This window comes from Pseudomonas sp. QD4 (assembly GCF_049199125.1).
Lineage (GTDB): Bacteria > Pseudomonadota > Gammaproteobacteria > Pseudomonadales > Pseudomonadaceae > Aquipseudomonas.
Genome location: NZ_JBLZOM010000002.1, coordinates 288,184 through 313,555 on the forward strand (window position 1 = coordinate 288,184; position 25,372 = coordinate 313,555).

The following is a 25,372-nucleotide window of genomic DNA, read 5'->3' on the forward strand; positions in this document are numbered from 1 at the left end:
GGTCAGGTAACCACCACCCAGGGAGTGCGACCCCCATCAAAACAGGCCCAAAAGCCCATGGCGGTCGGTGGCCGAGTATAGACAGTTAGGCTACTAATGACAACGCAAACGCCTTCCCCTAATAGCGCATTGCGTTACGAGTATAAAAGGCGTAAATGGCAGGGAATTTCGAGGAAAAAGTACGGTTAAAGCCTTCTGGGGCAAGACTTTAGGCAAATTGACATTCAGATTTATCTCACTATAGTGGTGCGGGCCCTGCGTGGGGGGTCTGTCTGATGATTTCAAGCATAAATAGGAGGCCACATGGCTGACAAAAAAGCGCAGTTGATCATCGAGGGCGCAGCCCCCGTCGAGCTGCCCATTTTAACCGGCACCGTTGGTCCCGATGTTATTGATGTTCGGGGCCTGACGGCCACGGGCCGCTTCACCTTTGACCCTGGCTTCATGTCGACCGCTTCCTGCGAGTCGAAAATCACCTACATCGACGGCGACAACGGCATCCTGTTGCACCGTGGCTATCCGATCGAGCAGTTGGCTGAAAAGTCGGACTATCTGGAAACCTGCTACCTGCTGCTTAATGGCGAACTGCCAACAGCGGAACAGAAGGCCCAGTTCGTCAGCACCGTGAAAAACCACACCATGGTCCACGAGCAGTTGAAGACCTTCTTCAACGGCTTCCGTCGCGATGCTCACCCGATGGCCGTCATGTGCGGCGTAGTCGGCGCCCTCTCGGCGTTCTACCACGACTCCCTGGACATCAATAACCCGCAGCATCGCGAAATCTCCGCGATCCGCCTGGTCGCCAAGATGCCGACCCTGGCAGCGATGGTTTACAAGTACTCCATGGGCCAGCCCATGATGTACCCGCGCAACGATCTGACGTACGCGGAAAACTTCCTGCACATGATGTTCAACACCCCGTGCGAGATCAAACCGATCAGCCCGGTACTGGCCAAGGCGATGGACCGGATCTTCATCCTCCACGCCGACCACGAACAGAATGCCTCGACGTCCACCGTGCGCCTGGCCGGCTCCTCGGGTGCCAACCCGTTCGCCTGTATCGCTGCCGGTATCGCCGCGCTCTGGGGCCCTGCCCACGGCGGCGCCAACGAAGCCGTGCTGACCATGCTCGATGAAATCGGCGATGTCTCGAACATCGACAAATTCATCGCCAAGGCCAAGGACAAGAACGATCCGTTCAAGCTGATGGGCTTCGGTCACCGGGTTTACAAGAACCGCGACCCGCGCGCCACCGTGATGAAGCAGACCTGCGACGAAGTGCTCAAGGAACTGGGGATCAACAACGATCCGCAACTCGAACTGGCCATGCGCCTGGAAGAGATCGCCCTGACCGACCCGTATTTCATCGAACGCTCGCTGTACCCGAACGTCGACTTCTACTCGGGGATCATCCTCAAGGCGATCGGCATTCCAACCAGCATGTTCACCGTGATCTTCGCCCTGGCGCGGACTGTTGGCTGGATCTCCCACTGGAAAGAAATGCTCTCCAGCCCGTACAAGATCGGCCGCCCGCGCCAGCTGTACACCGGTTACGAGTCGCGTGATATCACCAAGCTGGAAGACCGCAAATAAGATCTGCCTTGCGATAACGTCTTAGCAGCAGCGATTACGGCCTCTTTAGAGGCCGTTTTTGTGTCCGGGATAAAGGTCGACAACCTTACAACCCGCGCAGGCTGTGGCAACGGCTACAGCATACCGACAGCGCCCCCACCCTCTGTAACCACCGCCTCAGGCTGCGCTCGATCTCCGCCTCACCCCAGCCCTCCCCCCAGGCAAAAAAATACCCCAGTCTCTCGACTGGGGCATTTTTCGGGTAACGCCGCTTATATATAGAAGCCGATACCTCTTGCTACCTTAGTGCGACACCGCCCCACTGGCGCCAAGGCCGGTTTGCGAGCGGACGAATTGCGGGAAGAACAGCGCGCGCTCATTTTCCGCAGCAGCCGACTTGTCAGTGATGGAGAAGAACCAGATCCCGACGAAGGCAATGATCATCGAGAACAATGCCGGGTACTCGTACGGGAAGATCGCCTTCTCGTGATGCAGGATCTGCACCCAGATGGTTGGACCCAGGATCATCAGGCCAACCGCACTGACCAGTCCCAGCCAGCCGCCGATCATGGCGCCACGGGTGGTGAGCTTCTTCCAGTACATCGAGAGCAGCAGAACCGGGAAGTTGCAGCTGGCGGCAATGGAGAACGCCAGGCCGACCATGAACGCGATGTTCTGGCTTTCGAACAGGATGCCCAGGCCGATCGCCAGGACGCCCAGCGCGATGGTGGTGATCTTCGAGACGCGGATTTCATCCTTCTCGTTGGCCTTGCCTTTCTTGATCACGCTGGCATACAGGTCGTGAGAAACCGCCGAAGCGCCTGCCAGGGTCAAGCCGGCAACCACCGCCAGAATGGTGGCGAAGGCCACCGCCGAGATGAAGCCCAGGAACACGCTGCCGCCTACCGCATTGGCCAGGTGCACCGCCGCCATGTTGTTGCCGCCCAACAGCGCGCCAGCAGCGTCCTTGAAGGCCGGGTTGGTGCTGACCAGCAGGATCGCGCCGAAGCCGATGATAAAGGTCAGGATGTAGAAGTAACCGATGAAACCAGTGGCATACAGCACGCTTTTGCGAGCTTCTTTCGCGTCACTCACGGTGAAGAAGCGCATCAGGATGTGTGGCAGGCCAGCGGTACCGAACATCAATGCCAGACCGAGGGAGAAGGCCGAGATCGGATCCTTCACCAGGCCGCCCGGGCTCATGATCGCTTCACCTTTGGGGTGAACCTTGATCGCCTCGGCAAACAGCGCGTTGAAGTCGAAATTGACGTGTTTCATCACCATCAATGCCATGAACGAGGCACCGGACAGCAGCAGCACGGCCTTGATGATCTGTACCCAGGTGGTCGCCAGCATGCCGCCGAACAGCACGTACAGGCACATCAGGATCCCCACCAGGATCACCGCCACGTGGTAGTCGAGGCCGAACAGCAGCTGGATCAGCTTGCCGGCACCTACCATTTGCGCGATCAGGTAGAACGCCACCACCACCAGCGAGCCACAGGCCGACAGGGAGCGGATCTGGGTTTGCCCGAGGCGGTAGGACGCCACGTCGGCAAAGGTGTATTTGCCCAGGTTGCGCAGGCGCTCGGCGATCAGGAACAGAATGATCGGCCAGCCCACCAGGAAGCCGATCGAGTAGATCAGGCCGTCATAACCGGAGGTGAACACCAGCGCGGAAATACCCAGGAAGGACGCCGCCGACATGTAGTCGCCGGCGATGGCCAGGCCGTTCTGGAAACCGGTGATCTTGCCGCCTGCCGCATAGTAGTCGGCCGCCGACTTGTTGCGCTTGGAGGCCCAGTAGGTGATGCACAAGGTTGCACCGACAAACACCACAAACATGATGATCGCGGAAACGTTGAGTGGTTGTTTATGCACTTCGCCAGTCAGGGCTTCAGCCGCCCAGACACTTGGAGCAAAGGCCGCGACGCCCAGTAATGCCAATAGACGCCGGATCATTGCTGAGCCTCCTTGAGAATCGCATTGTTCAGGTCGTCGAATTCGCCATTGGCGCGTCGTACGTAGATAGCCGTCAGCACAAAGGCCGAAAGAATCAGCCCGACACCGATGGGAATGCCCCAGGTGATGGATGACGTTGGACTGAGTTTGGCGCCAAGGATCTGAGGTCCATAGGCGATCAATAGAATGAAGCCCGAGTAAAGCCCAAGCATGATCGCCGAAAGAATCCAGGCGAACCGCTCTCTCTTGCTGACCAGCTCCTTGAAACGCGGGCTGTTTTGAATCGAGAGGTAAATGCTGTCGTTCATTGTTTTTATCCTCGCAGCACAGATTTTAGTTGGAACGCATTCCACTCTATGCGGCTATGGAGCAGGTTCCAGACGACCTTAGTATTAGAACGACATTAGTCATGACGCCAATTTATCCCCAAGAAAAAACAAAGGCCGCCCGGTGCGAACACCGGGCAGCCTTGAGAAGCCTAATCTAGACGCTTCGTCGATTATTTAGCAGTCCACTCCGCGACGCGCTCCGGGTGTTTGGCCACCCACTCTTTCGCTGCAACATCAGGCTTGGCACCGTCCTGAATGGCCAACATGACTTCGCCGATTTCGTCTTTCGAGGCCCATTGGAACTTTTTCAGGAAGGCCACGACTTCCGGCGCCTTCTTCTCCAGGCCCTTGCTGCCGATGCTGTTGACGGTTTCAGCCGCGCCATACACGCCTTTCGGGTCGTCGAGGAAGCGCAGTTTCCACTTGGCGAACATCCAGTGCGGCACCCAGCCGGTGACGGCAATCGATTCGTTTTTCTCTTCGGCACGGGTCAGCTCGGCAATCATCGCCGCCCCCGAACTCGCCTGCAGTTTGTAATCGAGGCCGTAATCCTTGATCGCCTGGTCGGTCTTGAGCATCACACCCGATCCGGCGTCGATGCCGACAATCTTGTTCTTGAAGCTGGTGTCGTCCTTGAGGTCGGCGATGGACTTGGCTTTCACATACTCCGGCACGATCAGGCCGATTTTCGCGTCCTTGAAGTTGGGGCCGTAGTCGACCACCTTGTCCTTGTTCTTCGCCCAGTATTCGCCATGGGTCACTGGCAGCCAGGCCGACAGCATGGCATCGAGTTTGCCGGTGGCGACGCCCTGCCACATGATCCCGGTCGCGACGGCTTGCAATTTGACGTCATAACCGAGCTTCTGCTTGATCACTTCAGCCGCCACATGGGTAGTCGCCACGCTGTCCGACCAACCGTCGACATAGCCGATGCTCAGGGTTTTGCTGTCGGCGCTGGCCAGGGTGGAGCTGATCGCAAGTACCAGAGCGGCACCTGCGCCTAAGAGTCGTCGCATCTTCATCGTTACTTCCCCGAAAGTGCTGCGCCCGACGGATGCCGAGCCGCGTCAACCTATTGTTCTGGTGCACGGCGCCCCCTTCACGCTCACCACAAAACCCGTTCGAACATCAGCGGAGTACTGATGTTTCGATCATCAACCTGCGGCCATCTGCAACCTGCTCTGTCTGCGACCTCAAGGCAGCCAGCAACGACATCAGATAGCCAGCAATCCTGCCGCTTCCAGGGCAGATACCGATCCCGCCCGAACTTTGCATGTCAAAATCATGCGGCGCCCCAAGCCAGCGGCAAATGCAGGTAAGATGCCCGGCTTTGCTCCCAGACGGCCTGACCATGCCCGCGATAGCCCGCTTCCCTGTCCTGCCTTATTTATTTGCCTGCCTGCTTGGCCTGTTTGCGATCTGCGGCTTCTGGTACGGCCTCGGCCAGCCGGTTTTGCTGCCCGACGTCGCCAGCGCCAGCCACAAGCTGCAATGCGCCTCCTACACCCCTTTCGATAAAGACCAGTCACCGTTCGACCAGCCGTTCAAACTGCGCCCGGAGCGCATGGACGCCGACCTGGCGCTGCTGGCCACCCGCTTCGAGTGCATCCGCACCTATTCCATGACCGGCCTTGAAGCCCTGCCGGACCTGGCGCGCAAGCACGGCCTGAAGCTGATGATCGGCGCCTGGGTCAACAGCAACCCGGTGGACACCGAAAAAGAAGTCGACCTGCTGATCGCCTCGGCCAACGCCAACCCGGATGTGGTGAGTTCGGTGATCGTCGGCAACGAAGCCCTGCTGCGCAAGGAAGTCACCGGCCCGCAACTGGCCAAGCTGATCCACAAGGTCAAGGCCAACGTCAAACAGCCGGTGACCTATGCCGATGTCTGGGAGTTCTGGCTCAAGCACCCGGAAATCGCCCCGGCGGTGGACTTCCTGACTATCCACTTGCTGCCGTACTGGGAAGACGATCCGTCCAATATCGACGCCGCGTTGAACCACGTTGCCGAGGTGCGCCAGGTATTCGGCAACCGCTTCGCGCCCAAGGACGTGATGATCGGCGAAACGGGTTGGCCCAGCGAAGGCCGCCAGCGTGAAACCGCCCTGCCGAGCCGGGTCAATGAAGCCAAGTTCATTCGCGGGTTCGTCGCCCTGGCCGAGCACAATGGCTGGCACTACAACCTGATTGAAGCCTTCGACCAACCCTGGAAGCGCGCCAGCGAAGGCGCCGTCGGCGGTTACTGGGGCCTGTTCGATGCCGACCGCCAGGACAAGGGCGTGCTCGCCGGCTCGGTATCCAACCTGCCTTACTGGCCAGTGTGGCTGGGCGTGGGCGGGGCGATCTTCCTCGTGACCCTGCTGCTCGGCGGCCGTGTCCGCAGCACCCGCGCGGCGCTGGTGCTGCCACTGCTGGGCGCCCTCGCCGCCTGCTCCATCGGGGCCTGGGGCGAGCTGGCGCGGGTCACCAGCCGGTTTGCCGGCGAGTGGTTCTGGGCCGCGCTGCTGCTGGGCCTGAACCTGCTGGTGCTGGCCCACGCGGCCCTGACCCTGAGTACCCGCAGCGGCTGGCGTGGATGCGCCTTCGCTGCCTTGGAGAAACGCGCTGGCTGGTTGCTCACCGCCGCCGGTTTCGCGGCCGCGGTGATGATGCTGGAGCTGGTGTTCGACCCGCGCTATCGCAGCTTCCCGAGTGCGGCCCTGGTGCTGCCGGCCCTGGTCTACCTGTGCCGCCCGGTACGGGTGCCACGCCGCGAGATCGCCCTGCTGACCTTTATCGTCGGCGCCGGGATTGCTCCGCAGCTGTATCGCGAAGGCCTGCAAAACCAGCAGGCCTGGACCTGGGCCCTGGTCAGCCTGCTGCTGGTGGCCGCCATGTGGCGCAGCCTGCGGGCACGCAAGGCCTGATCCCGATTCAGGCCTCACGGGCACAAAAAAAGGGATGACAACAGTCATCCCTTTTTTATCGAGCCCCGCTTGATCAGGCCGATTGGCGCGGCGCCCTGACCAGGCGCAAGGCCGCGATCACCACGGCAAACACCGCCAGGGTGGTGTTGTACAGCGCCAGCGCCGGCAAACCGCACAGCAGCGCCACCACCGCCAGGCCCCAGCCACCGCGGCCCGGCAGCACAAACGCCAGCAGCGCCGAGACCAGGGCCGCCCAGCCCATGACCTTGAAGTGAATCCACAGGCCCAGAGTGGAACGTGCCTGGCACTCCCAGCGGCTCGCCTCATCGACACAGACGCCCACCCACCGAGCATCTTCCATAAAGCCGTAGCGCAGGCCATAACTGGCGGCCAGCCACAGGGGCAGGACAATAAGCAGCACAACCACGGGAAGACGGGACATGAGGCACTCCGATAAGCGAAAACGGCGCCCAGCATAATCGCCCGAGAGCGGTAAGCAAGCCTGTTACACATATAACTGTGAGCAATTAGCGGCAAAGTGTATCGTCCGGCTACTATTACCCCCGATCCCGCCTGTCTTGACCGATATTTGTGCCGAACCATGGCACTTCGGCAGTACCCCGGTGGTCATAGCCTGCGAACCTCTCCCGGCACCTTCCTCTAAGGGATTCAGTCATGCTCCGTTCCTTGCGCTTCGCTGCCCTGTTTGGCGGCCTTATCTTGAGTGCGTCCGCACTGGCAGTCGATATCGACGCTGCCAGCTATGGCTATCCTTTGACCAATCCGTTCGAAGCGACCATTGCCACCACCCCGCCGGAGTTGCGCCCGGAACTGCCGTCCAACGACGATATCAACCAGTCCGACCGCAGCCTGACCTTGCGCCCCGAGCGCGAGTTCATCCTCCCGGACAACTTCTGGGCGGTGAAGAAGCTGACCTACCGCATCGCCGAGCAGGATCACGCCGCCCCGCTGATCTTCCTCATCGCCGGCACCGGCGCGCGCTATGACAGCAGCCTCAACGAATACCTGAAAAAGCTCTACTACAAGGCCGGCTACCACGTGGTGCAGCTGTCGTCGCCCACCAGCTTCGACTTCATCAGCGCCGCCTCGCGCTTCGCCACCCCCGGGGTCACCCAGGAAGATGCCGAGGATATGTACCGGGTAATGCAGGCCGTACGCGCGCAGAACCCCAAGCTGCCGATCACCGAGTACTACCTCACCGGTTACAGCCTGGGCGCCCTGGATGCGGCCTTCGTCAGCAAACTGGATGAAACCCGGCGCAGCTTCAACTTCAAGAAGGTCCTGCTGCTCAACCCTCCGGTCAACCTGTACACCTCGATCAGCAACCTCGACAAACTGGTGCAGACCGAAGTCAAAGGCATCAACAACAGCACCACCTTCTATGAACTGGTGTTGAACAAACTGACTCGCTACTTCCAGCAAAAAGGCTACATCGACCTCAACGATGCGCTGCTCTACGACTTCCAGCAGTCCAAACAGCACCTGACCAACGAACAGATGGCGATGCTGATCGGCACTTCATTCCGCTTCTCGGCGGCCGATATCGCCTTCACCTCGGACCTGATCAACCGCCGCGGCCTGATCACCCCGCCCAAATACCCGATCAGCGAAGGCACCAGCCTGACGCCGTTCCTCAAGCGTGCCCTGCAGTGCGACTTCGACTGCTACCTGACCGAACAAGTGATCCCCATGTGGCGCGCGCGCACCGACGGCGGCAGCCTGCTGCAACTGATCGACCAGGTCAGCCTGTATGCACTCAAGGATTACCTGCACGACAGCCCGAAAATCGCCGTGATGCATAACGCCGATGACGTGATCCTCGGCCCTGGCGACCTGGGTTTCCTGCGCACCACCTTCGGCGACCGCCTGACCGTCTACCCCCATGGCGGCCATTGCGGCAATCTCAACTACCGCGTCAACAGCGACGCCATGCTGGAGTTCTTCCGTGGCTAAACATCTCCTGCTAATCGCTGCGTTGCTCTGCGCAGGCTATGCCCAAGCCGACAACAGCAAAGCCAACGCGCCGACCGTGGTTGACTCGGACGGCTTCACCGAGCCGTTGAAGAAACTCAAGTTCAACGCCGGGCTGGACCAGCGCGAATTCGAGCGCTCAACCCTCAACGCACTGAACGTGTACGACCCGCTGGAGTCATGGAACCGCCGGGTCTACCACTTCAACTACCGCTTCGATCAATGGGTGTTCCTGCCGGTGGTCGACGGCTACCGCTACGTCACCCCCAGCTTCCTGCGCACCGGCGTCAGCAACTTCTTCAACAACCTGGGCGATGTGCCCAACCTGTTGAACAGCCTGCTGCAGCTCAAGGGCCACCGCTCCATGGAGACCACCGGGCGCCTGTTGCTCAACACCACCATCGGTATCGCCGGCCTGTGGGACCCGGCAACCGCCATGGGCCTGCCGCGCCAGAGCGAAGATTTCGGCCAGACCCTGGGGTTCTACGGGGTTCCGGGCGGCGCCTATTTCGTGCTGCCGATCTTCGGTCCGTCGAACCTGCGTGACACCGCCGGCCTGGCAGTGGACTTCACCGCAGAATCGGCGATCAACTTCCTCAACGTTTCGGAAGTCAGCAGCAACCATCCGGAGATCTGGGTCCTGCGCGGCGTCGACAAGCGCTACCAGACCAGCTTCCGCTACGGCCAACTGAACTCGCCGTTCGAATACGAGAAGGTGCGCTACGTCTACACCGAGTCGCGCAAGTTGCAGATCGCCGAATAACCCCCTTCCTGCGTTACAAAAAAAGGCCATCCGGGAACTCCGAATGGCCTTTTTTCATGGTTGGGACAGCGCCCGGGTTCAGGTCCTGACAGCTTTCCACAGCTTGCTGAACAGGGTCACGCCCACCAGCACCACGGCGCCGGCGATAATCCCGGCCACTGCGTTGAGCAGGGTCGGCATGATCACCGAGAAGCCGCCGATCACGGCTGCGGTTTGCCCGGTTAGCCCCTCGATCAGGTGGTGCGCCGCGGGCACGCCGTGGGTGAGGATGCCGCCGCCGACCATAAACATCGCCGCCGTGCCGATCACCGACAGGCTTTTCATCATGTACGGTGCGGCGCGCAGGATCACCCCACCCACACTCTTCGCCAACTGCCCCGGCTTCTGAGTCAGCCACAGCCCCAGGTCATCGAGCTTGACGATGCCCGCCACCAGGCCATAAACGCCCACGGTCATGACAATCGCGATACCCGAGAGCACCACCACCTGCTGCATCAGCGGCGCATCGGCCACAGTGCCCAGGGTGATGGCGATGATTTCCGCCGACAGGATGAAATCGGTGCGCACCGCGCCTTTGATCTTGTCCTTCTCGAAGGCCACCAGGTCGACTTCGGGGTTGGCCACCGCCTCCAGCAACTGCTCATGCCCGGCCTGATCGTCAGCTTTGCTGTGAAGGAAGGTGTGGGCGAGCTTTTCAAAGCCCTCGAAACACAGGTAGGCGCCACCGAGCATCAGCAGCGGGGTCACCAGCCAGGGGGCGAACGCGCTGATGGCCAGCGCCGCCGGGACCAGGATCAGTTTGTTGCGAAACGACCCCTTGGCCACGGCCCAGACCACCGGCACTTCACGCTCGGCACGAACCCCGGAGACTTGCTGGGCATTGAGCGCCAGGTCATCGCCGAGTACGCCTGCGGTTTTCTTGGCCGCCATTTTGGTCATCAACGCCACATCGTCGAGCACTGCCGCGATATCGTCGATCAGCACCAACAAACTGCTTCCTGCCATGAATCAAAGTCCCATTCGGTGATCAAGGCGCGCAGCATACCGCGCGGCGAAGCACTCCGGGAGGCATTCTTGAGCCCCGCGCAAAGCCGGTGCTACCATGCGCAACCGCCGCCCCAGGCAAGGAATCACCGGATTTATGAGCACCATCCGCGAGCGCAATAAAGAATTGATCCTGCGTGCTGCCAGCGAAGAATTTGCCGACAAGGGCTTCGCCGCGACCAAAACCAGCGATATCGCGGCCAAGGCCGGGTTGCCCAAACCCAACGTCTACTACTACTTCAAGTCCAAGGAAAACCTCTACCGCGAGGTGCTGGAAAGCATCATCGAGCCGATTCTCCAGGCCTCGACCCCGTTCAATGCCGAGGGGGTGCCCAGCGAAGTGCTCAGCGGTTATATCCGCTCCAAGATCCGCATCTCCCGCGACCTGCCGTTCGCTTCCAAAGTCTTCGCCAGCGAGATCATGCACGGCGCGCCGCACCTGAGCGCCGAGCAAACCGAACAACTCAACGCCCAGGCGCGGCACAACATCGACTGCATCCAGACCTGGATCGACCGTGGCCAGATCGCCGCCATCGACCCCAACCACCTGATGTTCAGCATCTGGGCCGCGACCCAGACCTACGCCGACTTCGATTGGCAGATCTCGGTCGTCACCGGCAAGCCCAAGCTCGACGAGTCCGATTACGAAGCCGCCGCGCAAACCATCATCCGCCTGGTGCTCAAAGGCTGCGAACCCGACCAGCCAGCGTCGAGCTGATACCTCAACCGCTGTAGCCGCTGCCGCCAGGCTGCGCTGACCCTGCGGAACAACATCCTTCTGCCTGACACGCCTCGGCGCCCTATCGGGCCAGCGCAGCCTCGCGGGCTCGGCAGCGGCTACCGGTTCGGCGTCAGGCGCTTACGCCGGCGTCCGCGGTCAGGTCCAGGGCTTCGATGGCGTTGATGGCGCACTGCTCGTCAATGTCCGACGTGTCACCGCTGATACCGATGGCCCCCAGCACCCTGCCCTCCCGATCACGGATCAGCACTCCGCCCGGTGCCGGCACCACGCTGCCCTGCCCCAGGCTGTTCAGCGCGGCGATAAAAGCCGGGCGCTGTTGCGCGTCCAGCGCCAGCAGACGCGAGCCCTTGCCCAGGGCGACCGCACCCCAGGCCTTGCCAATGGCGATCTGCGGGCGCAGCAGGCTGGCCCCATCCTCCCGTTGCAACGTCACCAGGTGCCCACCGGCATCCAGCACCGCGATGGTCAGCGGCGCGGCGCTGATCGCGCGCCCCGCTGCGATGGCCTGGCTGGCCAGGTTAACTGCGACTTTCAAGGTTAAAGCGCTCATGGGTGCCGTCCTTATTTTGTTATGGGAAAGCGGTCGGGCCATTCGTTGTACGAAGCCGAATGGGATAAATAGAACACAATGACAATATATTTTGTATACAATAATTATCGAAAAGCGCTGCCTGCGACAAAAAACCGCTGGTTTAAAGGCTTCCGACGAAAGCCACAGCCGCTTGAGAAAATGGATTGACCTGCGCCGTCCGCCGTGAATACACTTTGCGCAAAGCCACTTGTATACAATTACAAAACGTAAGAGGCACAAAACCATGAGCAAAATGAGAGCAATCGAAGCCGCCGTTCTGGTGATGCGCCGTGAAGGGGTCGACACCGCTTTTGGCATCCCCGGGGCCGCCATCAACCCGCTGTACTCCGCCCTGCAGAAGGTCGGCGGCATCGATCACGTGCTCGCTCGCCACGTCGAGGGCGCCTCGCACATGGCCGAGGGCTACACCCGCACCAAGGCCGGCAACATCGGCGTGTGCATCGGCACCTCCGGCCCCGCCGGCACCGACATGGTCACCGGCCTCTACAGCGCCTCGGCCGACTCGATCCCGATCCTGTGCATCACCGGCCAGGCGCCACGGGCCCGCATGCACAAGGAAGACTTCCAGGCCGTCGACATCACCAGCATCGTCAAGCCGGTGACCAAGTGGGCGACCACCGTGCTGGAGCCGGGCCAAGTGCCCTACGCCTTCCAGAAAGCCTTCTATGAAATGCGCTCCGGCCGCCCAGGCCCGGTGCTGATCGACCTGCCGTTCGACGTGCAGATGGCCGAGATCGAATTCGACATCGATGCTTACCAGCCCCTGCCACTGGCCAAGCCCACCGCAACCCGGATCCAGGTGGAAAAAGCCCTGGCCCTGCTGGACCAGGCCGAGCGCCCATTGCTGGTAGCCGGGGGCGGCATCATCAATGCCGATGCCAGCGAGCTGCTGGTGGAATTCGCCGAGCTGACCGGGATTCCGGTGATCCCGACCCTGATGGGCTGGGGCACCATTCCTGACGATCACCCGCTGATGGTGGGCATGGTCGGCCTGCAGACATCGCACCGCTATGGCAACGCCACCCTGCTCAAGTCGGACGTGGTGCTGGGCATCGGCAACCGCTGGGCCAACCGCCACACCGGGTCGGTTGAGGTGTACACCGAAGGTCGCAAGTTCATCCATGTCGACATCGAGCCGACCCAGATCGGCCGGGTGTTCAACCCGGACCTGGGGATTGTCTCCGACGCCGGCTTCGCCCTGACCGTGTTCCTCGAAGTGGCCCGTGAATGGCACGCCGCCGGCAAACTCAAGGACCGCAGTGCGTGGCTCCAGGACTGCCAGCAGCGCAAGGCCAGCCTGCAGCGCAAGACCCACTTTGACAACGTGCCGGTCAAGCCGCAGCGGGTGTACGAAGAGATGAACCAGGTGTTCGGCAAGGACACCTGCTACGTCAGCACCATCGGCCTGTCGCAGATCGCCGGGGCGCAGTTCCTCCACGTCTACAAGCCACGGCACTGGATCAACTGCGGCCAGGCCGGCCCGCTGGGCTGGACCATCCCCGCCGCACTCGGGGTGGTCAAGGCCGACCCAAGCCGCAAGGTGGTGGCACTGTCCGGCGACTATGACTTCCAGTTCATGATCGAAGAGCTGGCGGTGGGCGCACAGTTCAAGCTGCCCTACATCCACGTGGTGGTGAACAACTCCTACCTGGGGCTGATTCGCCAGGCGCAGCGCGGTTTCGAGATGGACTACTGCGTGCAGCTGTCCTTCGACAACCTCAATGCACCGGAGCTCAACGGTTATGGCGTCGACCACGTCGCCGTCGCCGAAGGCCTGGGTTGCAAGGCCCTGCGCGTATTCGAGCCGGGCCAGATCCAGCCGGCCCTGCGCAAGGCCCAGGCGTTGATCGAGGAGTTCAAGGTGCCGGTGATCGTCGAGATCATTCTCGAACGCGTGACCAATATTTCCATGGGCACCGAGATCAACGCGGTCAACGAGTTCGAAGACCTGGCCCTGGTGGGCAACGACGCGCCCACCGCCATTTCCATGCTCGACTGACCCGCCCTGTAGCGGCTGCCGAAGGCTGCGATCAACCGCAAAAGCGGGCGCACCTTCAGGCAGCCACTGCCGGAACGCTTCATTTTTACTGGAGATCACCATGCCGCGTTTTGCCGCCAACCTGTCCATGCTGTTCACCGAACAGGATTTCCTTGCCCGCTTCAAGGCCGCCGCCGAGGCGGGATTCAGCGGGGTCGAATACCTGTTCCCCTACGAGTTCAGCTCCGCCGAAATCAAGGCCCAGCTGGATGCCAACCGCCTGACCCAAGTGCTGTTCAACCTGCCGGCCGGTGACTGGGCCAAGGGTGAGCGGGGCATCGCCTGCCTGCCGGATCGGGTCGAGGAGTTCCGCGGCGGGGTCGACCTGGCCATCGCCTACGCCCAGGTCCTGGGCAACACCCAGATCAACTGCCTGGCCGGTATTCGGCCACAAGGCATCGATGACGCCACCCTGGAAAAAACCCTGGTCGCCAACCTCAGGTACGCCGCCGACAAGCTGCAGGCGGTGGGCATCAAACTGGTGATGGAAGCCATCAACACCCGTGACATCCCGGGCTTTTACCTGAACAACACGCGCCAGGCCCTGGCCATTCGCGAGCAGGTCGGCAGCGCCAACCTGTTCCTGCAATACGACATCTACCACATGCAAATCATGGAGGGTGACCTGGCCCGAACCATGGAAAACCACCTGCCGGCCATCAACCATATCCAGCTCGCCGACAACCCCGGGCGCAACGAACCGGGCACCGGCGAAATCAACTACCGCTTCCTGTTCGAACACCTGGAGCGCATCGGTTATCAGGGCTGGGTCGGCTGCGAATACAAACCGCTGACCACCACCCAGGCCGGTCTCGGCTGGCTCAAGAGCCACAACGCGATCTGACCCGGCAGCCCTACCCCGGCCCTTATCGAGCGGCCCCCACAAGAGGATTTCTTCATGGCTAAAATCGGATTTATCGGCACCGGCATCATGGGCCACCCAATGGCCTCGAACCTGCAAAAGGCCGGTCATAGCCTGTTCCTGTCCGAGCATCACGGCCAGGCACCGGCCGACCTGATCGCCGCGGGCGCGGTCGCCCTGGCGAACCCCAGGGAAGTGGCCCAGGAAGCCGAGTTCATCATCATCATGGTGCCCGACACCCCGCAGGTCGAAGACGTGCTGCTGCGTGCCGACGGGATCGCCGCCGGTGTCGGCAAAGGCAAGATCGTGATCGACATGAGCTCGATCTCGCCCACCGCGACCAAGGCCTTCGCCGCCCAGATCAACGAGAAAGGCGCGCAGTACCTGGATGCCCCGGTGTCCGGTGGTGAAGTCGGAGCCAAGGCCGGGACCCTGAGCATCATGGTCGGCGGTGACAGCCAGGCCTTCGAACGCGCCCTGCCGCTGTTCCAGAGCATGGGCAAGAACATCACCCTGGTCGGTGGCAATGGCGACGGCCAGACCGCCAAGGTGGCCAACCAGATCATCGTCGCCCTGAACATCCAGGCGGTGGCCGAGGCCCTGCTGTTCGCGGCGAAAAACGGCGCCGACCCGGCCAAGGTGCGTGAAGCGCTGATGGGTGGCTTCGCTTCGTCGAAGATCCTCGAGGTCCATGGCGAGCGGATGATCAAGGGCACCTTCGACCCGGGTTTCCGTATCAACCTGCACCAGAAGGACCTCAACCTGGCCCTGGCCGGCGCACGCGAGCTGGGCATCAACCTGCCGAACACGGCCAACGCCCAGCAGGTGTTCAGCACGTGCGCCGCCATCGGCGGCAGCAACTGGGACCACTCGGCGCTGATCAAGGGCCTGGAGCACATGGCCAACTTCTCGATTCGCGACCCGCAATAAGCCTCGGCTGTAGCCGCGAGCGCAGGCCGCCGGAGGGTGCATCAGTTCCCCCCGGCACCGCCTGCGTCCGCGCCAGCAGGCAGTTTCAAGCCCCCCATAACAAGAACACCGGGAGCCCGCCATGTCGGTCGATCCGCAACAATTCCTGCGCGAGCTGTTCGCCACAGCCATCGACGCCGCCCATCCGCAACACGTGCTCGAAGCCCACTTGCCCCGCGATCGCAGCGGCCGGGTGATCGTTATTGGCGCCGGCAAGGCCGCAGCCGCCATGGCCCAGGTGGTTGAACGCTGCTGGCAGGGCGAAGTGTCCGGGCTGGTGGTGACCCGCTATGGCCATGGCGCGCCGTGCCAGAAAATCGAAGTGGTCGAAGCCGCCCACCCGGTCCCCGACGCCGCCGGCCTGGCCGTGGCCAAGCGGGTCCTGGAGCTGGTCAGCAACCTGTCGGAACAGGACCGGGTGATCTTCCTCCTGTCAGGTGGTGGCTCGGCCTTGCTGGCCCTGCCCGCTGCCGGCATCAGCCTGGCCGACAAGCAGTCGATCAACAAGGCGCTGCTCAAGTCGGGCGCCACCATCGGCGAGATGAATTGCGTGCGCAAGCACCTGTCGGCGATCAAGGGCGGACGCCTGGCCAAGGCCTGCTGGCCGGCCAGCGTGTACACCTACGCGATCTCCGACGTACCCGGAGACCTGGCCACGGTCATCGCCTCCGGCCCGACGGTGGCCGACCCGAGCACCTCGGCCGAAGCCCTGGCCATCCTCAAGCGCTACGCCATCGACGTGCCCGCTGCCGTGCGCAACTGGCTGCAAAGCGCCGAATCGGAAACCGTCAAACCCGGTGATCCGGCCCTGGCCCGCAGCCACTTCCAATTGATCGCCCGGCCCCAACAGTCCCTCGAGGCCGCCGCAGTCAAGGCGCGCCAGGCTGGGTTCAGCCCGCTGATCCTGGGTGACCTGGAAGGCGAATCCCGCGAGGTGGCCAAGGTCCACGCCGGCATCGCCCGCCAGGTCCTGCTGCATGGCCAGCCGCTGGCGGCGCCCTGCGTGATTCTGTCGGGTGGCGAAACCACGGTCACCGTGCGCGGCACCGGCCGCGGCGGGCGCAACGCCGAGTTCCTGCTGAGCCTGACCGACAGCCTCAAGGGCCTGCCCGGGATCTATGCCCTGGCCGGCGACACCGACGGCATCGACGGCTCGGAGGACAACGCCGGCGCCATCATGACCCCCGACAGCTACAGCCGCGCCGCCGCCCTGGGCCTGAGCGCCAGCGACGAGTTGGATAACAACAACGGTTACGGCTACTTCGCCGCGCTGGACGCGTTGATCGTCACCGAGCCGACCCGCACCAACGTCAATGACTTCCGCGCCATCCTGATTCTTGAGAACCCGACACATGACGCCTGATAAAAAGGTCAAAATCCTCGCCACCCTGGGCCCTGCCACCGACGGCATCGAGGACATCCGTGAACTGGTCAAGGCCGGGGTCAATATCTTTCGCCTCAACTTCAGCCACGGCGATCACGCCGACCACGCCCAGCGCTTTCAATGGATCCGCGAGGTCGAGCGCCAGCTGAACTATCCCCTGGGCATCCTCATGGACCTGCAAGGGCCGAAGCTGCGGGTTGGCAAGTTCGCCGCGGGCAAGGTGCAACTGGTGCGCGGCCAGGCCCTGCGCCTGGACCTGGACCCAACCCCGGGCGACCAGCGCCGGATCAACCTGCCGCACCCGGAAATCATCGCCGCCCTGGAGCCGGGCATGGACCTGCTGCTGGACGACGGCAAGCTGCGCCTGCGGGTGACCGGCAAACACGCCGACGCCATCGACACCACGGTGCTCAACGGCGGCGAGCTGTCGGACCGCAAGGGCGTCAACGTGCCCCAGGCCGTGCTCGACCTGAGCCCGCTGACGGCCAAGGACCGCCGCGACCTCAGCTTCGGCCTGGAGCTGGGGGTGGATTGGGTGGCGCTGTCCTTTGTCCAGCGCCCCGAGGATATCCATGAAGCGCGGGTCCTGATCGGCAACAAAGCCTTCCTGATGGCCAAGATCGAGAAGCCCTCGGCCGTCACCCAATTGCGGGAAATCGCCGAGTTGAGCGACGCGATCATGGTCGCCAGAGGTGATCTGGGGGTGGAAGTGCCAGCGGAAAGCGTGCCGCAGATCCAGAAAGACATCATCAGCACCTGCCGCCAACTGGGCAAACCGGTGGTGGTGGCGACCCAGATGCTCGAATCCATGCGCTTCTCGCCGGCCCCCACCCGAGCCGAGGTCACGGACGTGGCCAATGCGGTGGCCGAAGGGGCGGACGCGGTGATGCTGTCGGCGGAAACCGCCTCCGGCGAATACCCGTTGGAAGCCGTGCAGATGATGAGCAAGATCATCCGCCAGGTCGAAAGCGGCCCCGACTACCAGGCTCAGCTCGACGTCAGTCGGCCCCAGGCCGAAGCCACCCAGTCGGACGCCATCAGCTGCGCGATCCGCCGTATCAGCAGCATCCTGCCAGTGGCGGTGCTGGTGAACTACAGCGAGTCCGGCAGCTCCAGCCTGCGCGCCGCCCGCGAGCGGCCTCGGGTGCCGATCCTCAACCTCACGCCGAACCTGGCCACCGCGCGCCGCCTGAGCGTGGCCTGGGGCGTGCATTCGGTGGTCAACGACCGCCTGCGCCAGGTCGATGAGATCTGCTCCACGGCCCTGGAGATCGCCCAGGCCCAGGGCTTGGCCAAACGCGGCGACACCTTGCTGATCACCGCCGGCGTGCCATTCGGCCAGCCGGGTTCGACCAACTCGCTGCGGATCGAAACCCTGATCTGACCCTCGGCCCCAACCGCCATGGCCGGCGACGGCCATGGCGCGCCCTGACGAATTGTTCATGCCTTCAGAGTCGTTCAACTCCTATTGCCCCGACTGGGCCAGCGCCGTGCTCAATGGCTTCAGTCAGGTCTTTCTCCAGCGCCACCCGCTGTGTGGCCTGCTGTGCCTGCTGGCCATCCTGATCGGTGCTCCGGCCCTGCTCGGCGGCGCCCTGCTCGGTGGCGTCGCCGGCCTGCTTACGGCACAACGACGCGGCTACCCCAAGACCGATCGCCAGGCCGGGCTGTTCAGCTACAACGGGGTGCTGCTTGGCTTGCTGCTGAGCCTTTATTTCCCCTGGTCGGCGCTGCTTCCGCCGTTGATTGTCGCCTGCGGCGGGATCAGCGCGATCCTGACCCAGCAGTGGCTCAAGCGCTCACGGGACCACCATTGCCTGCCGGCCTACACCGCGCCTTTTGTCGGTTTGAGCTGGTTGCTGCTGAGCGTTGCCGAGCCCATGTTGCCGGCCAACCCGCCCCTGGCCGAACCCGGCCTGCTCGAACTGCTGGGGGCGACCGCCAAGGGCCTGGGGCAAGTGCTGTTCCTCGAACAGCCACTGGCCGGTGCCTTGATTGCCCTCGGGCTGTTCCTGGCCAACCGGCGCGCTGCGGCCTGGGCCGTGTTCGGTTCGGCGGCCGGCCTGGGGTTCAGTCTGTTGCATCATGAAAACCCCAGCGCCCTGCTTGGCCTGGGCGGCTACAACGCCGTGCTGGTGGCCATCGCCCTCAGCCAGCAACCCCGCGCCCTGTGCTGGCTGCCAGTGCCCGGTGTCGCCCTGGCCCTGCTACTGACGCCGGGCTTTGCCGCCCTGGGCCTGGCGCCCCTGACCGCGCCCTTTATCCTCGCTGCCTGGCTGGTACGCGCCACGGTCCGGGTCATGCGTCAGGCGGCCCGAGACAGTGCGCCTTGCACTGCAAGGGGCAATCCACCTAGGCTGCGCTGATATTTGTTTCAGGCGATCTACATGGACAGCAGCAACCACTGGCGTGACCGTCTCTACGTCATGATTTTCCAGACCGACACCGTGGCCGGTCGACGCTTCGACAGCACCTTGCTGCTGATCATCCTCGCCAGCCTGGTGATCGTGATCCTCGACAGCATCGACCAGGTGCACCGCGACTACGCCAACGTGCTGGCCTACATCGAATGGGGCTTTACCCTGATTTTCGCGATCGAGTACGGCCTGCGCCTGTACTGCTCGCCCAAGCCGTTGCGCTATGCCTTCAGCTTCTATGGCCTGGTGGACCTGCTGGCCATTGTCCCAGGGATCCTCGCGCTGTATTACAGCGATGCCCAGTACCTGCTGATCATCCGTGTGATCCGCATGCTGCGGATCTTCCGTGTGCTCAAGCTGAGCCCCTACCTCAAGCAGGCCAACTACCTGATGTCGGCCCTGCGGGGCAGCAAGCAGAAGATCATTGTGTTCCTGCTCAGCGTGTCGACCCTGGTCACGGTGTTCGGCACCTTGATGTATGTGGTCGAAGGCCCGGAGCACGGCTTTACCAGCATTCCCAAGGGCATCTATTGGGCTATCGTCACCCTGACCACGGTGGGCTTCGGCGATATCGTGCCGAAAACCCCATTGGGCCAGGTGATTTCATCGCTGGTGATGATCACCGGTTACTCGATCATCGCCGTCCCCACCGGGATCTTTACCGCTGAACTGGCCAGTGCCATGCGCGGCGAACAACTCAAGCATGACTGCCCGGTGTGCAAGAAGAGCAACCATGAACCCAGCGCTGCATTCTGCTCGCGCTGCGGGAATGCGCTGTTCAAGAAAATGGAATAAGCAAAGTGCTTTTTAATCTTTAAACCGCTATGACGCCCCGGCTATAGTCGGCGGCAAAATGCCTTCACTCTCGAATAAAAGGAATGTGCAGTGAAAAAACTTTTGAGCGCCTCTCTTCTGGCTGCCGGCCTGGCACTGGGCAGCGCGGCTCAGGCCGCACCGACCCTGCTGAACGTGTCCTACGACGTGATGCGCGACTTCTATAAAGACTACAACGCAGCCTTCCAGAAGCATTGGCAAGCCGAGCACAAGGAGAACATCACCCTGCAGATGTCCTTCGGCGGTTCGAGCAAACAGGCGCGTTCGGTCATCGATGGCCTGCCGGCCGACGTCATTACCATGAACATGGCCACTGATATCAATGCCCTGGTGGACAACGGCAAGCTGGTCCCGGACAACTGGGTGACCCGCCTGCCGAACAACAGCGCACCGTTCACCTCGGCCACCGTGTTTATCGTGCGCAAAGGCAACCCGAAAGCCCTGAAAGACTGGCCGGACCTGCTCAAGGATGGCGTCCAGGTGATCGTGCCCAACCCGAAAACCTCGGGTAACGGCCGCTACACCTACCTCTCGGCCTGGGGTTACGTGCTCAAGAATGGCGGTGACGAAAGCAAGGCCAAGGACTTTGTCGGCAAACTGTTCCGCCAGGCTCCGGTATTGGATACCGGTGGCCGCGCCGCTACCACGACCTTCATGACCAACCAGATCGGCGACGTGCTGGTGACCTTTGAAAACGAAGCCGAGATGATCGCCCGCGAGTTCGGCCGCGATCAGTTCGAAGTGATCTACCCAAGCGTTTCCGCCGAAGCCGAGCCACCGGTGTCGGTGGTCGACAAAGTGGTCGACAAGAAAGGCACCCGCGCCGCGGCCGAGGAATACCTGAAGTACCTGTGGTCGCCGGAAGGCCAGGAAATCGCCGCCAACAACTACCTGCGCCCACGGGACCCGAAAGTCCTGGCCAAGTACACCGACCGCTTCCCGAAAGTCGACTTCCTCTCGGTGGAGAAAACCTTCGGTGACTGGCGCACCGTGCAGAAGACCCACTTCAATGACGGCGGGATCTTCGACCAGATCTACGGCGACGCCAAGTAAGGGTTACCGCTGAAAAAAAGCGACCGTGATGGTCGCTTTTTTTATGCCTGCGGTTTGAGGCGCAACGGCTAGAGCCCCACCACCGGGCTCAGCAACGCGGCCTCCTGGGCCGGCTGCCGTTCGGCGAGCATGGCTTCGGCCTCGACCTCGATCAGCCACTCGGGCAACGACAAGCCGCTGACGATGATCCACGACGATGCCGGCGGGTCATTGGGGAAACGTTGCAGCAGAACCTGGCTGATCTGCTCCTGCTGGTCACGGGCCGCTTCGGCAATGTAGATGCGCAGCATCACCACATCCCCCAGCGCGCCACCGGCGTGGGCCAGCACCCGTTCGATATTGTCGAAGGCCTGCTCGGTCTGCTCCCGCAGTCCGGGGCCGACAGTGGATTCGTGCTCGTCGACGCCAACCTGGCCCGACAGCAGCAGGCGCCGGCCCCCGCGAACCTCGACAGCCTGGCTGAAACCGTATTGCAGAGAATTGAAGATGTTTGGCGGATTGAACGTGGACTTTTGCATGGGGCCTCCCGACGCGATGAGCGACCGAAAACCCTAAACCAAGCCCGCCCGGAGTTCCACCGAAACGCCGCTACAGCAACACTTGGCAACGCAACAGCCGCCGTGCAGTGAGGGCGCGCCTCACATCGGCGGGGTGACCCCGTCCTTGCCGGCCGAGATCGATTGCGCGGTCAATTTGCCATCGGCGCCCTGGGTCACGAACATCACCACCTTGACCCCGGCCTTGAGCAGGCTGCGATCAGCTGGCGCCAGATTGACGATGGGCACATCGTCCGGCACCAGGATCTTCTGCTGGCCGCCCTTGTAGTTGACGGTCAGGGTGCGACCGTTGCTCACCACCAGGTCGCCGACACTGCCATTGGTCATGCTGCTGCCCTTGACCAGGTCAAACGGTCGATGGCCTTCGCCCGTGCCGACCATCTGTGGTGGAAATACATGCACTTCCAGGGCCTTGAGGGTGCCATCGGCCATGGGCACCGCCGCCGAGCCGATGTAGCTGCCGGGCTTGATGTCTTCGATATTGGCCAGGCTCACTGCCCGCACCTGGGTCTGGGGCGTCAGCTCGATGCTGGCCACCTCACCATTGTTGGCATGCACCCGCAGCACATCGCCGCTGATGCCGGTGATTTCACCCCGTACCGCGATGCGCATCCCCGGCGCATCCTGGGCCTGGGCCGGGCCGATCAGCATCAGGCTGGCCAAAACGATGCTCGCGACAGCGTCGAACAATCGGCGCAAAGACAGTTTCATGGGGCAGGCTTCCCGTGCTGAAAGGCTGATGATCAATCGGAGCGATGCTCACGACTTCCTGGCCAACTATAAGCCGGCTATCGAAGCAGTTGTAAGTAAATGTATCATCAGCCCGGGGAGCCCTTCTCAGTGCTTCGTTCAAGCCGCTTCGCCCCCCTATTCCCCACGGGAATAAATGCTATCACCCGAGCCTCTCTACCGCGTCACGGGCCAGCCTCCTAACCTCGCCCACATCCTTTCGCCGCCAAGAGAACCGCGATGACTACAACTTCCCAAGCGCTGCACGCCACCAGCGCGACAATGACCCGGGGCATGGTGCTGCTGTTTGCCTTCTGCTGCGGCGCGATCGTCGCCAACATCACCAGCATCTTTATCGGCGGCGCCTTTGGCTCATCCATCGCCAGTGCGGTGTACGAACACGGCGGCTGGCTGGGGGTGATCCTGGTCGGCAGCCTGTTCCCGCTGCTGGCGCTGCTGCGCTTTTTGCTGGTGTCCGAAAAGCCGCTGCCGGCCAGCGCCTGAAACCCACCTGCGCGGGCTGGCCCGCGCCCTGCCCCCGACTGGAGCAACGCCGATGGACCGCCTGGCTGCCATGGAAACCTTCATCAATGTGGTGGAAACCGGTTCGTTTTCCGCCGCCGCCCGGCGCCTCAACATCGGCCAGCCGGCCGTCTCGAAAAGCATCGCGCAACTGGAGACACACCTGGCCGTGCGACTGTTGCTGCGTTCGACCCGCGGCCTCACGCCCACCGAGGCCGGCCTAGCGTTTTTCGAGCGTGCCCGGCGCACCCTGGAAGAGGCCGATGAGGCCGAGCGTGCGGCACGGGGCTCGGCGGCCGGCCTGCGCGGCACCTTGCGCATCGCTGCAGCGGTGACCTTCGCCCGCATGCACATCGTGCCGAACCTGGGCCCCTTCCTTGAGCAGCACCCGGAACTGTCGATCGACGTGGTACTGGACGACCACAACAGCAACCTGGTGGAGGCCGGGATCGATGTCGCCCTGCGCATGGGCAGCCTGGAAGATTCGGCGCTGACCGCACGCCAGATCAGCCAGTGCCGACGCGTGGTGGTGGCGACGCCTGAGTACCTGGCACGGCATGGCACGCCGACCGCCCCCGAGCAGTTGCCCCGATTGCCGGCCATCATCTACAGCCTGGGCGGTGGCGCCCACTGGACCTTCACCCAGCACGGTCAACAACAGGCGGTGGTACTGGCAGGCAGGATGCGGGTCAACGCCGCCGAAGGGCTGCGCGAGGCAGTGCTGGCCCACCAGGGGCTGACCGTGGCCTCGTACTGGATGTTCGCCCCGGAGCTGGCCCGAGGTCAGGTCCAGGAGCTGCTCGGCGACTGGCAGCTGCCGCCCCAGCAACTGTGGGCGGTATTTCCTACCGGGCGCCTGGCCAGCGCCAAGGCCCGGGCCTTTGTCACGTATGTCGAGGCGTTGATGACCAGCCGTTGAGCGGCCTCAGATGTGCTCGCGCACCAGCACTTCAGTGTTCGTCGCCTCGCCCCACTGCCGTAGCCGACGGATCAGCTCAGGGTCGGTTTCGCCCACCAGGTACAACAGCTCCATCGACTGGCCGGCGGCCCACTGCACAAAACCCGACGTCTCGAACTCCTCGACGCTCGCCAACTGAAACTCACTCTCAAACCTCCCGGGCAGCACCGGTTCGTTGCTGCCACGCTGGCTGCTCTGAGCAATGAAATCACAGGCCATATGGACCACGCCCCATTCGGCCTTGCGCCAGCTGCCCAGGGCCTGGGCAAAGCGTTTGTGCGCAACATCGCTGAAGCCCAGGCTGTCGACCACCACCCTCTGGTTGATGATCAGCCAGAACTTGCGTTGCTTCGGCGCTTTCAAATAGAGCTCGCCGGACACCTTGGACGCGCGCAGCGCCAGGGCGATTACCACCAGCAACGGCGCGAAATAGCGAAATAGCTCTTCGAACTCGGTTTCCCTGATCAGGTTCTGGTACTTGACCACCTCTGTACGCCGCAGCTCCCGCTCCTTGAGCGTCTCCTGCAACCCCGCCAGCCAGCGCTGTATCGGCTCGGCCGAGTACTCGGCGTCCAGCGCCGGCAGCTCCTGCAACAGATTGACCAGCGCCACGTCGGACAGCGGTCGGGCCACGTCGGCATAGCGCTGGCACAGGCTTGCTACCTGCAGCGCATCGGCCGCTTCGTAGCGGCTGGCGGCCGTGGCGCATTGCGCCGGGTCGAGCATGTCGTTGATTTCGGCGCGCAGGCTTTTATCGATGCCGGCCTTGGAGGCCTGGACCATCTCGTAAGGCGACTGAAACCACATTTCGCGCACGCTCTGGGTCTGTCCGATCAACGCCAACGAGGCGAAAAACAGCCAGACATAGTCGATACGCTTCCACCACGTCTCATCCCGAGGCCGGTAGGCGATAAACAGCCAGCAGAACAGGTAATAGATAAAACCGTAGAGCGCCACCAGGAAGAATGGCGTCAGCAACAGATAGATCAGCCCCGGAATGTCGGTGTTGTGACAGTAATACAGCACCACGAAACACAGGCAGACATACAGGCAGAACTGCAGCCGGGCCAAATACAGCTTGTTGGGTTTTATCTTCATCAGGTGCTCAGGCAACGATACTCAGGGACATGGCGCTGTATCGGCCGTGA

The 25,372-nt window shown here is 62.5% G+C and carries 23 protein-coding genes and 1 pseudogene; 15 read left to right on the forward strand and 9 right to left on the reverse strand.

The annotated features are described in order from the left end of the window. Positions 1–303: 303 nt before the first annotated feature. On the forward strand, positions 304–1,593 hold the full coding sequence (gltA, locus tag ACOZJV_RS12125) for a citrate synthase (RefSeq protein WP_003222994.1): 1,290 nt from the start codon (positions 304–306) through the stop codon (positions 1,591–1,593). Between the two features lie 282 nt (positions 1,594–1,875). Here the strand turns inward: gltA and ACOZJV_RS12130 are convergent, their stop codons facing one another. The 3 genes from ACOZJV_RS12130 to ACOZJV_RS12140 form a co-directional block, all read right to left on the reverse strand. Continuing rightward, entirely contained in the window at positions 1,876–3,534 is a 1,659-nt protein-coding gene (locus ACOZJV_RS12130; protein ID WP_078471027.1) for a cation acetate symporter, read from the reverse strand. Then, positions 3,531–3,842, reverse strand: coding sequence for a DUF485 domain-containing protein (locus ACOZJV_RS12135; protein ID WP_020299232.1), 312 nt, complete (start codon positions 3,840–3,842; stop codon positions 3,531–3,533). Before ACOZJV_RS12135 ends, ACOZJV_RS12130 begins: the two co-directional genes overlap by 4 nt. 191 nt (positions 3,843–4,033) lie before the next feature. Beyond that, positions 4,034–4,885 carry a glycine betaine ABC transporter substrate-binding protein gene (locus ACOZJV_RS12140; protein WP_078471026.1) on the reverse strand — a complete coding sequence of 284 codons (852 nt, stop codon included), beginning with the start codon at positions 4,883–4,885 and terminating at the stop codon, positions 4,034–4,036. A 287-nt stretch (positions 4,886–5,172) separates the two neighbouring features. Here ACOZJV_RS12140 and ACOZJV_RS12145 point away from each other — a divergent pair, with 287 nt between their 5' ends. Further along, on the forward strand, positions 5,173–6,768 hold the full coding sequence (locus ACOZJV_RS12145) for a beta (1-6) glucans synthase (protein WP_178102952.1): 1,596 nt from the start codon (positions 5,173–5,175) through the stop codon (positions 6,766–6,768). A 73-nt stretch (positions 6,769–6,841) separates the two neighbouring features. Here the strand turns inward: ACOZJV_RS12145 and ACOZJV_RS12150 are convergent, their stop codons facing one another. After that, complete coding sequence (locus ACOZJV_RS12150; protein ID WP_078471023.1) at positions 6,842–7,210, reverse strand: hypothetical protein; 369 nt, start codon at positions 7,208–7,210, stop codon at positions 6,842–6,844. A gap of 233 nt (positions 7,211–7,443) precedes the next feature. Between ACOZJV_RS12150 and ACOZJV_RS12155 the strand changes: the two genes are divergently transcribed. After that, positions 7,444–8,742, forward strand: a complete 1,299-nt coding sequence (locus ACOZJV_RS12155; RefSeq protein WP_020299236.1) for a lipoprotein — start codon at positions 7,444–7,446, stop codon at positions 8,740–8,742. Then, positions 8,735–9,523 carry an MlaA family lipoprotein gene (locus ACOZJV_RS12160; protein WP_201130069.1) on the forward strand — a complete coding sequence of 263 codons (789 nt, stop codon included), beginning with the start codon at positions 8,735–8,737 and terminating at the stop codon, positions 9,521–9,523. Before ACOZJV_RS12155 ends, ACOZJV_RS12160 begins: the two co-directional genes overlap by 8 nt. Positions 9,524–9,601: 78 nt before the next feature. Here ACOZJV_RS12160 and ACOZJV_RS12165 read toward each other — a convergent pair whose 3' ends face one another. Then, a complete protein-coding gene (locus ACOZJV_RS12165) occupies positions 9,602–10,528 on the reverse strand; it encodes a DUF808 domain-containing protein (RefSeq protein ID WP_078471021.1) in 927 nt (308 codons plus the stop codon). A 136-nt stretch (positions 10,529–10,664) separates the two neighbouring features. Between ACOZJV_RS12165 and ACOZJV_RS12170 the strand changes: the two genes are divergently transcribed. Further along, positions 10,665–11,285, forward strand: a complete 621-nt coding sequence (locus ACOZJV_RS12170; RefSeq protein ID WP_201130064.1) for a TetR/AcrR family transcriptional regulator — start codon at positions 10,665–10,667, stop codon at positions 11,283–11,285. 133 nt (positions 11,286–11,418) lie between these two features. Here ACOZJV_RS12170 and ACOZJV_RS12175 read toward each other — a convergent pair whose 3' ends face one another. Beyond that, complete coding sequence (locus tag ACOZJV_RS12175) at positions 11,419–11,859, reverse strand: GlcG/HbpS family heme-binding protein (protein ID WP_078471019.1); 441 nt, start codon at positions 11,857–11,859, stop codon at positions 11,419–11,421. Positions 11,860–12,124: 265 nt separating this feature from the next. On the opposite strand from ACOZJV_RS12175, the gene gcl reads away from it, so the two are divergent. From gcl to ACOZJV_RS12215, 8 genes are all read left to right on the forward strand, one after another. Beyond that, positions 12,125–13,900: a glyoxylate carboligase gene (gene gcl, locus ACOZJV_RS12180; protein ID WP_078471018.1), complete on the forward strand. Its 1,776-nt coding sequence runs from the start codon at positions 12,125–12,127 to the stop codon at positions 13,898–13,900. A gap of 100 nt (positions 13,901–14,000) precedes the next feature. After that, complete coding sequence (gene hyi, locus ACOZJV_RS12185) at positions 14,001–14,783, forward strand: hydroxypyruvate isomerase (protein WP_078471017.1); 783 nt, start codon at positions 14,001–14,003, stop codon at positions 14,781–14,783. Positions 14,784–14,837: 54 nt separating this feature from the next. Further along, positions 14,838–15,731: a 2-hydroxy-3-oxopropionate reductase gene (locus tag ACOZJV_RS12190; RefSeq protein ID WP_078471016.1), complete on the forward strand. Its 894-nt coding sequence runs from the start codon at positions 14,838–14,840 to the stop codon at positions 15,729–15,731. 121 nt (positions 15,732–15,852) lie between these two features. After that, positions 15,853–17,133, forward strand: a complete 1,281-nt coding sequence (locus tag ACOZJV_RS12195) for a glycerate kinase type-2 family protein (protein WP_201130062.1) — start codon at positions 15,853–15,855, stop codon at positions 17,131–17,133. Beyond that, on the forward strand, positions 17,123–18,538 hold the full coding sequence (pyk, locus tag ACOZJV_RS12200; RefSeq protein WP_201130060.1) for a pyruvate kinase: 1,416 nt from the start codon (positions 17,123–17,125) through the stop codon (positions 18,536–18,538). The genes ACOZJV_RS12195 and pyk overlap by 11 nt, the downstream gene beginning before the upstream one ends. Before the next feature lie 58 nt (positions 18,539–18,596). After that, positions 18,597–19,520, forward strand: coding sequence for an urea transporter (locus tag ACOZJV_RS12205; protein ID WP_421547732.1), 924 nt, complete (start codon positions 18,597–18,599; stop codon positions 19,518–19,520). A 21-nt stretch (positions 19,521–19,541) separates the two neighbouring features. Continuing rightward, entirely contained in the window at positions 19,542–20,366 is an 825-nt protein-coding gene (locus tag ACOZJV_RS12210) for an ion transporter (protein ID WP_078471013.1), read from the forward strand. 90 nt (positions 20,367–20,456) lie between these two features. Next, the gene (locus ACOZJV_RS12215; protein WP_020299248.1) at positions 20,457–21,458 is read left to right on the forward strand and encodes a sulfate ABC transporter substrate-binding protein; all 1,002 of its coding nucleotides are present in this window, start codon (positions 20,457–20,459) and stop codon (positions 21,456–21,458) included. Positions 21,459–21,526: 68 nt separating this feature from the next. Here ACOZJV_RS12215 and ACOZJV_RS12220 read toward each other — a convergent pair whose 3' ends face one another. Next, positions 21,527–21,976, reverse strand: a complete 450-nt coding sequence (locus ACOZJV_RS12220) for a RidA family protein (RefSeq protein ID WP_078471011.1) — start codon at positions 21,974–21,976, stop codon at positions 21,527–21,529. A 120-nt stretch (positions 21,977–22,096) separates the two neighbouring features. After that, the gene (locus ACOZJV_RS12225; RefSeq protein ID WP_421547733.1) at positions 22,097–22,726 is read right to left on the reverse strand and encodes a hypothetical protein; all 630 of its coding nucleotides are present in this window, start codon (positions 22,724–22,726) and stop codon (positions 22,097–22,099) included. A 357-nt stretch (positions 22,727–23,083) separates the two neighbouring features. Here ACOZJV_RS12225 and ACOZJV_RS12230 point away from each other — a divergent pair. Together ACOZJV_RS12230 and ACOZJV_RS12235 are read left to right on the forward strand one after the other, a co-directional pair. Continuing rightward, positions 23,084–23,248: pseudogene (locus ACOZJV_RS12230) on the forward strand (MFS transporter); the annotation flags it as partial. Between the two features lie 52 nt (positions 23,249–23,300). Further along, positions 23,301–24,185: a LysR family transcriptional regulator gene (locus ACOZJV_RS12235; RefSeq protein WP_078471008.1), complete on the forward strand. Its 885-nt coding sequence runs from the start codon at positions 23,301–23,303 to the stop codon at positions 24,183–24,185. Between the two features lie 6 nt (positions 24,186–24,191). Here ACOZJV_RS12235 and ACOZJV_RS12240 read toward each other — a convergent pair whose 3' ends face one another. Continuing rightward, positions 24,192–25,322 carry a hypothetical protein gene (locus ACOZJV_RS12240; RefSeq protein ID WP_421547734.1) on the reverse strand — a complete coding sequence of 377 codons (1,131 nt, stop codon included), beginning with the start codon at positions 25,320–25,322 and terminating at the stop codon, positions 24,192–24,194. Between the last annotated feature and the right edge of the window lie 50 nt (positions 25,323–25,372).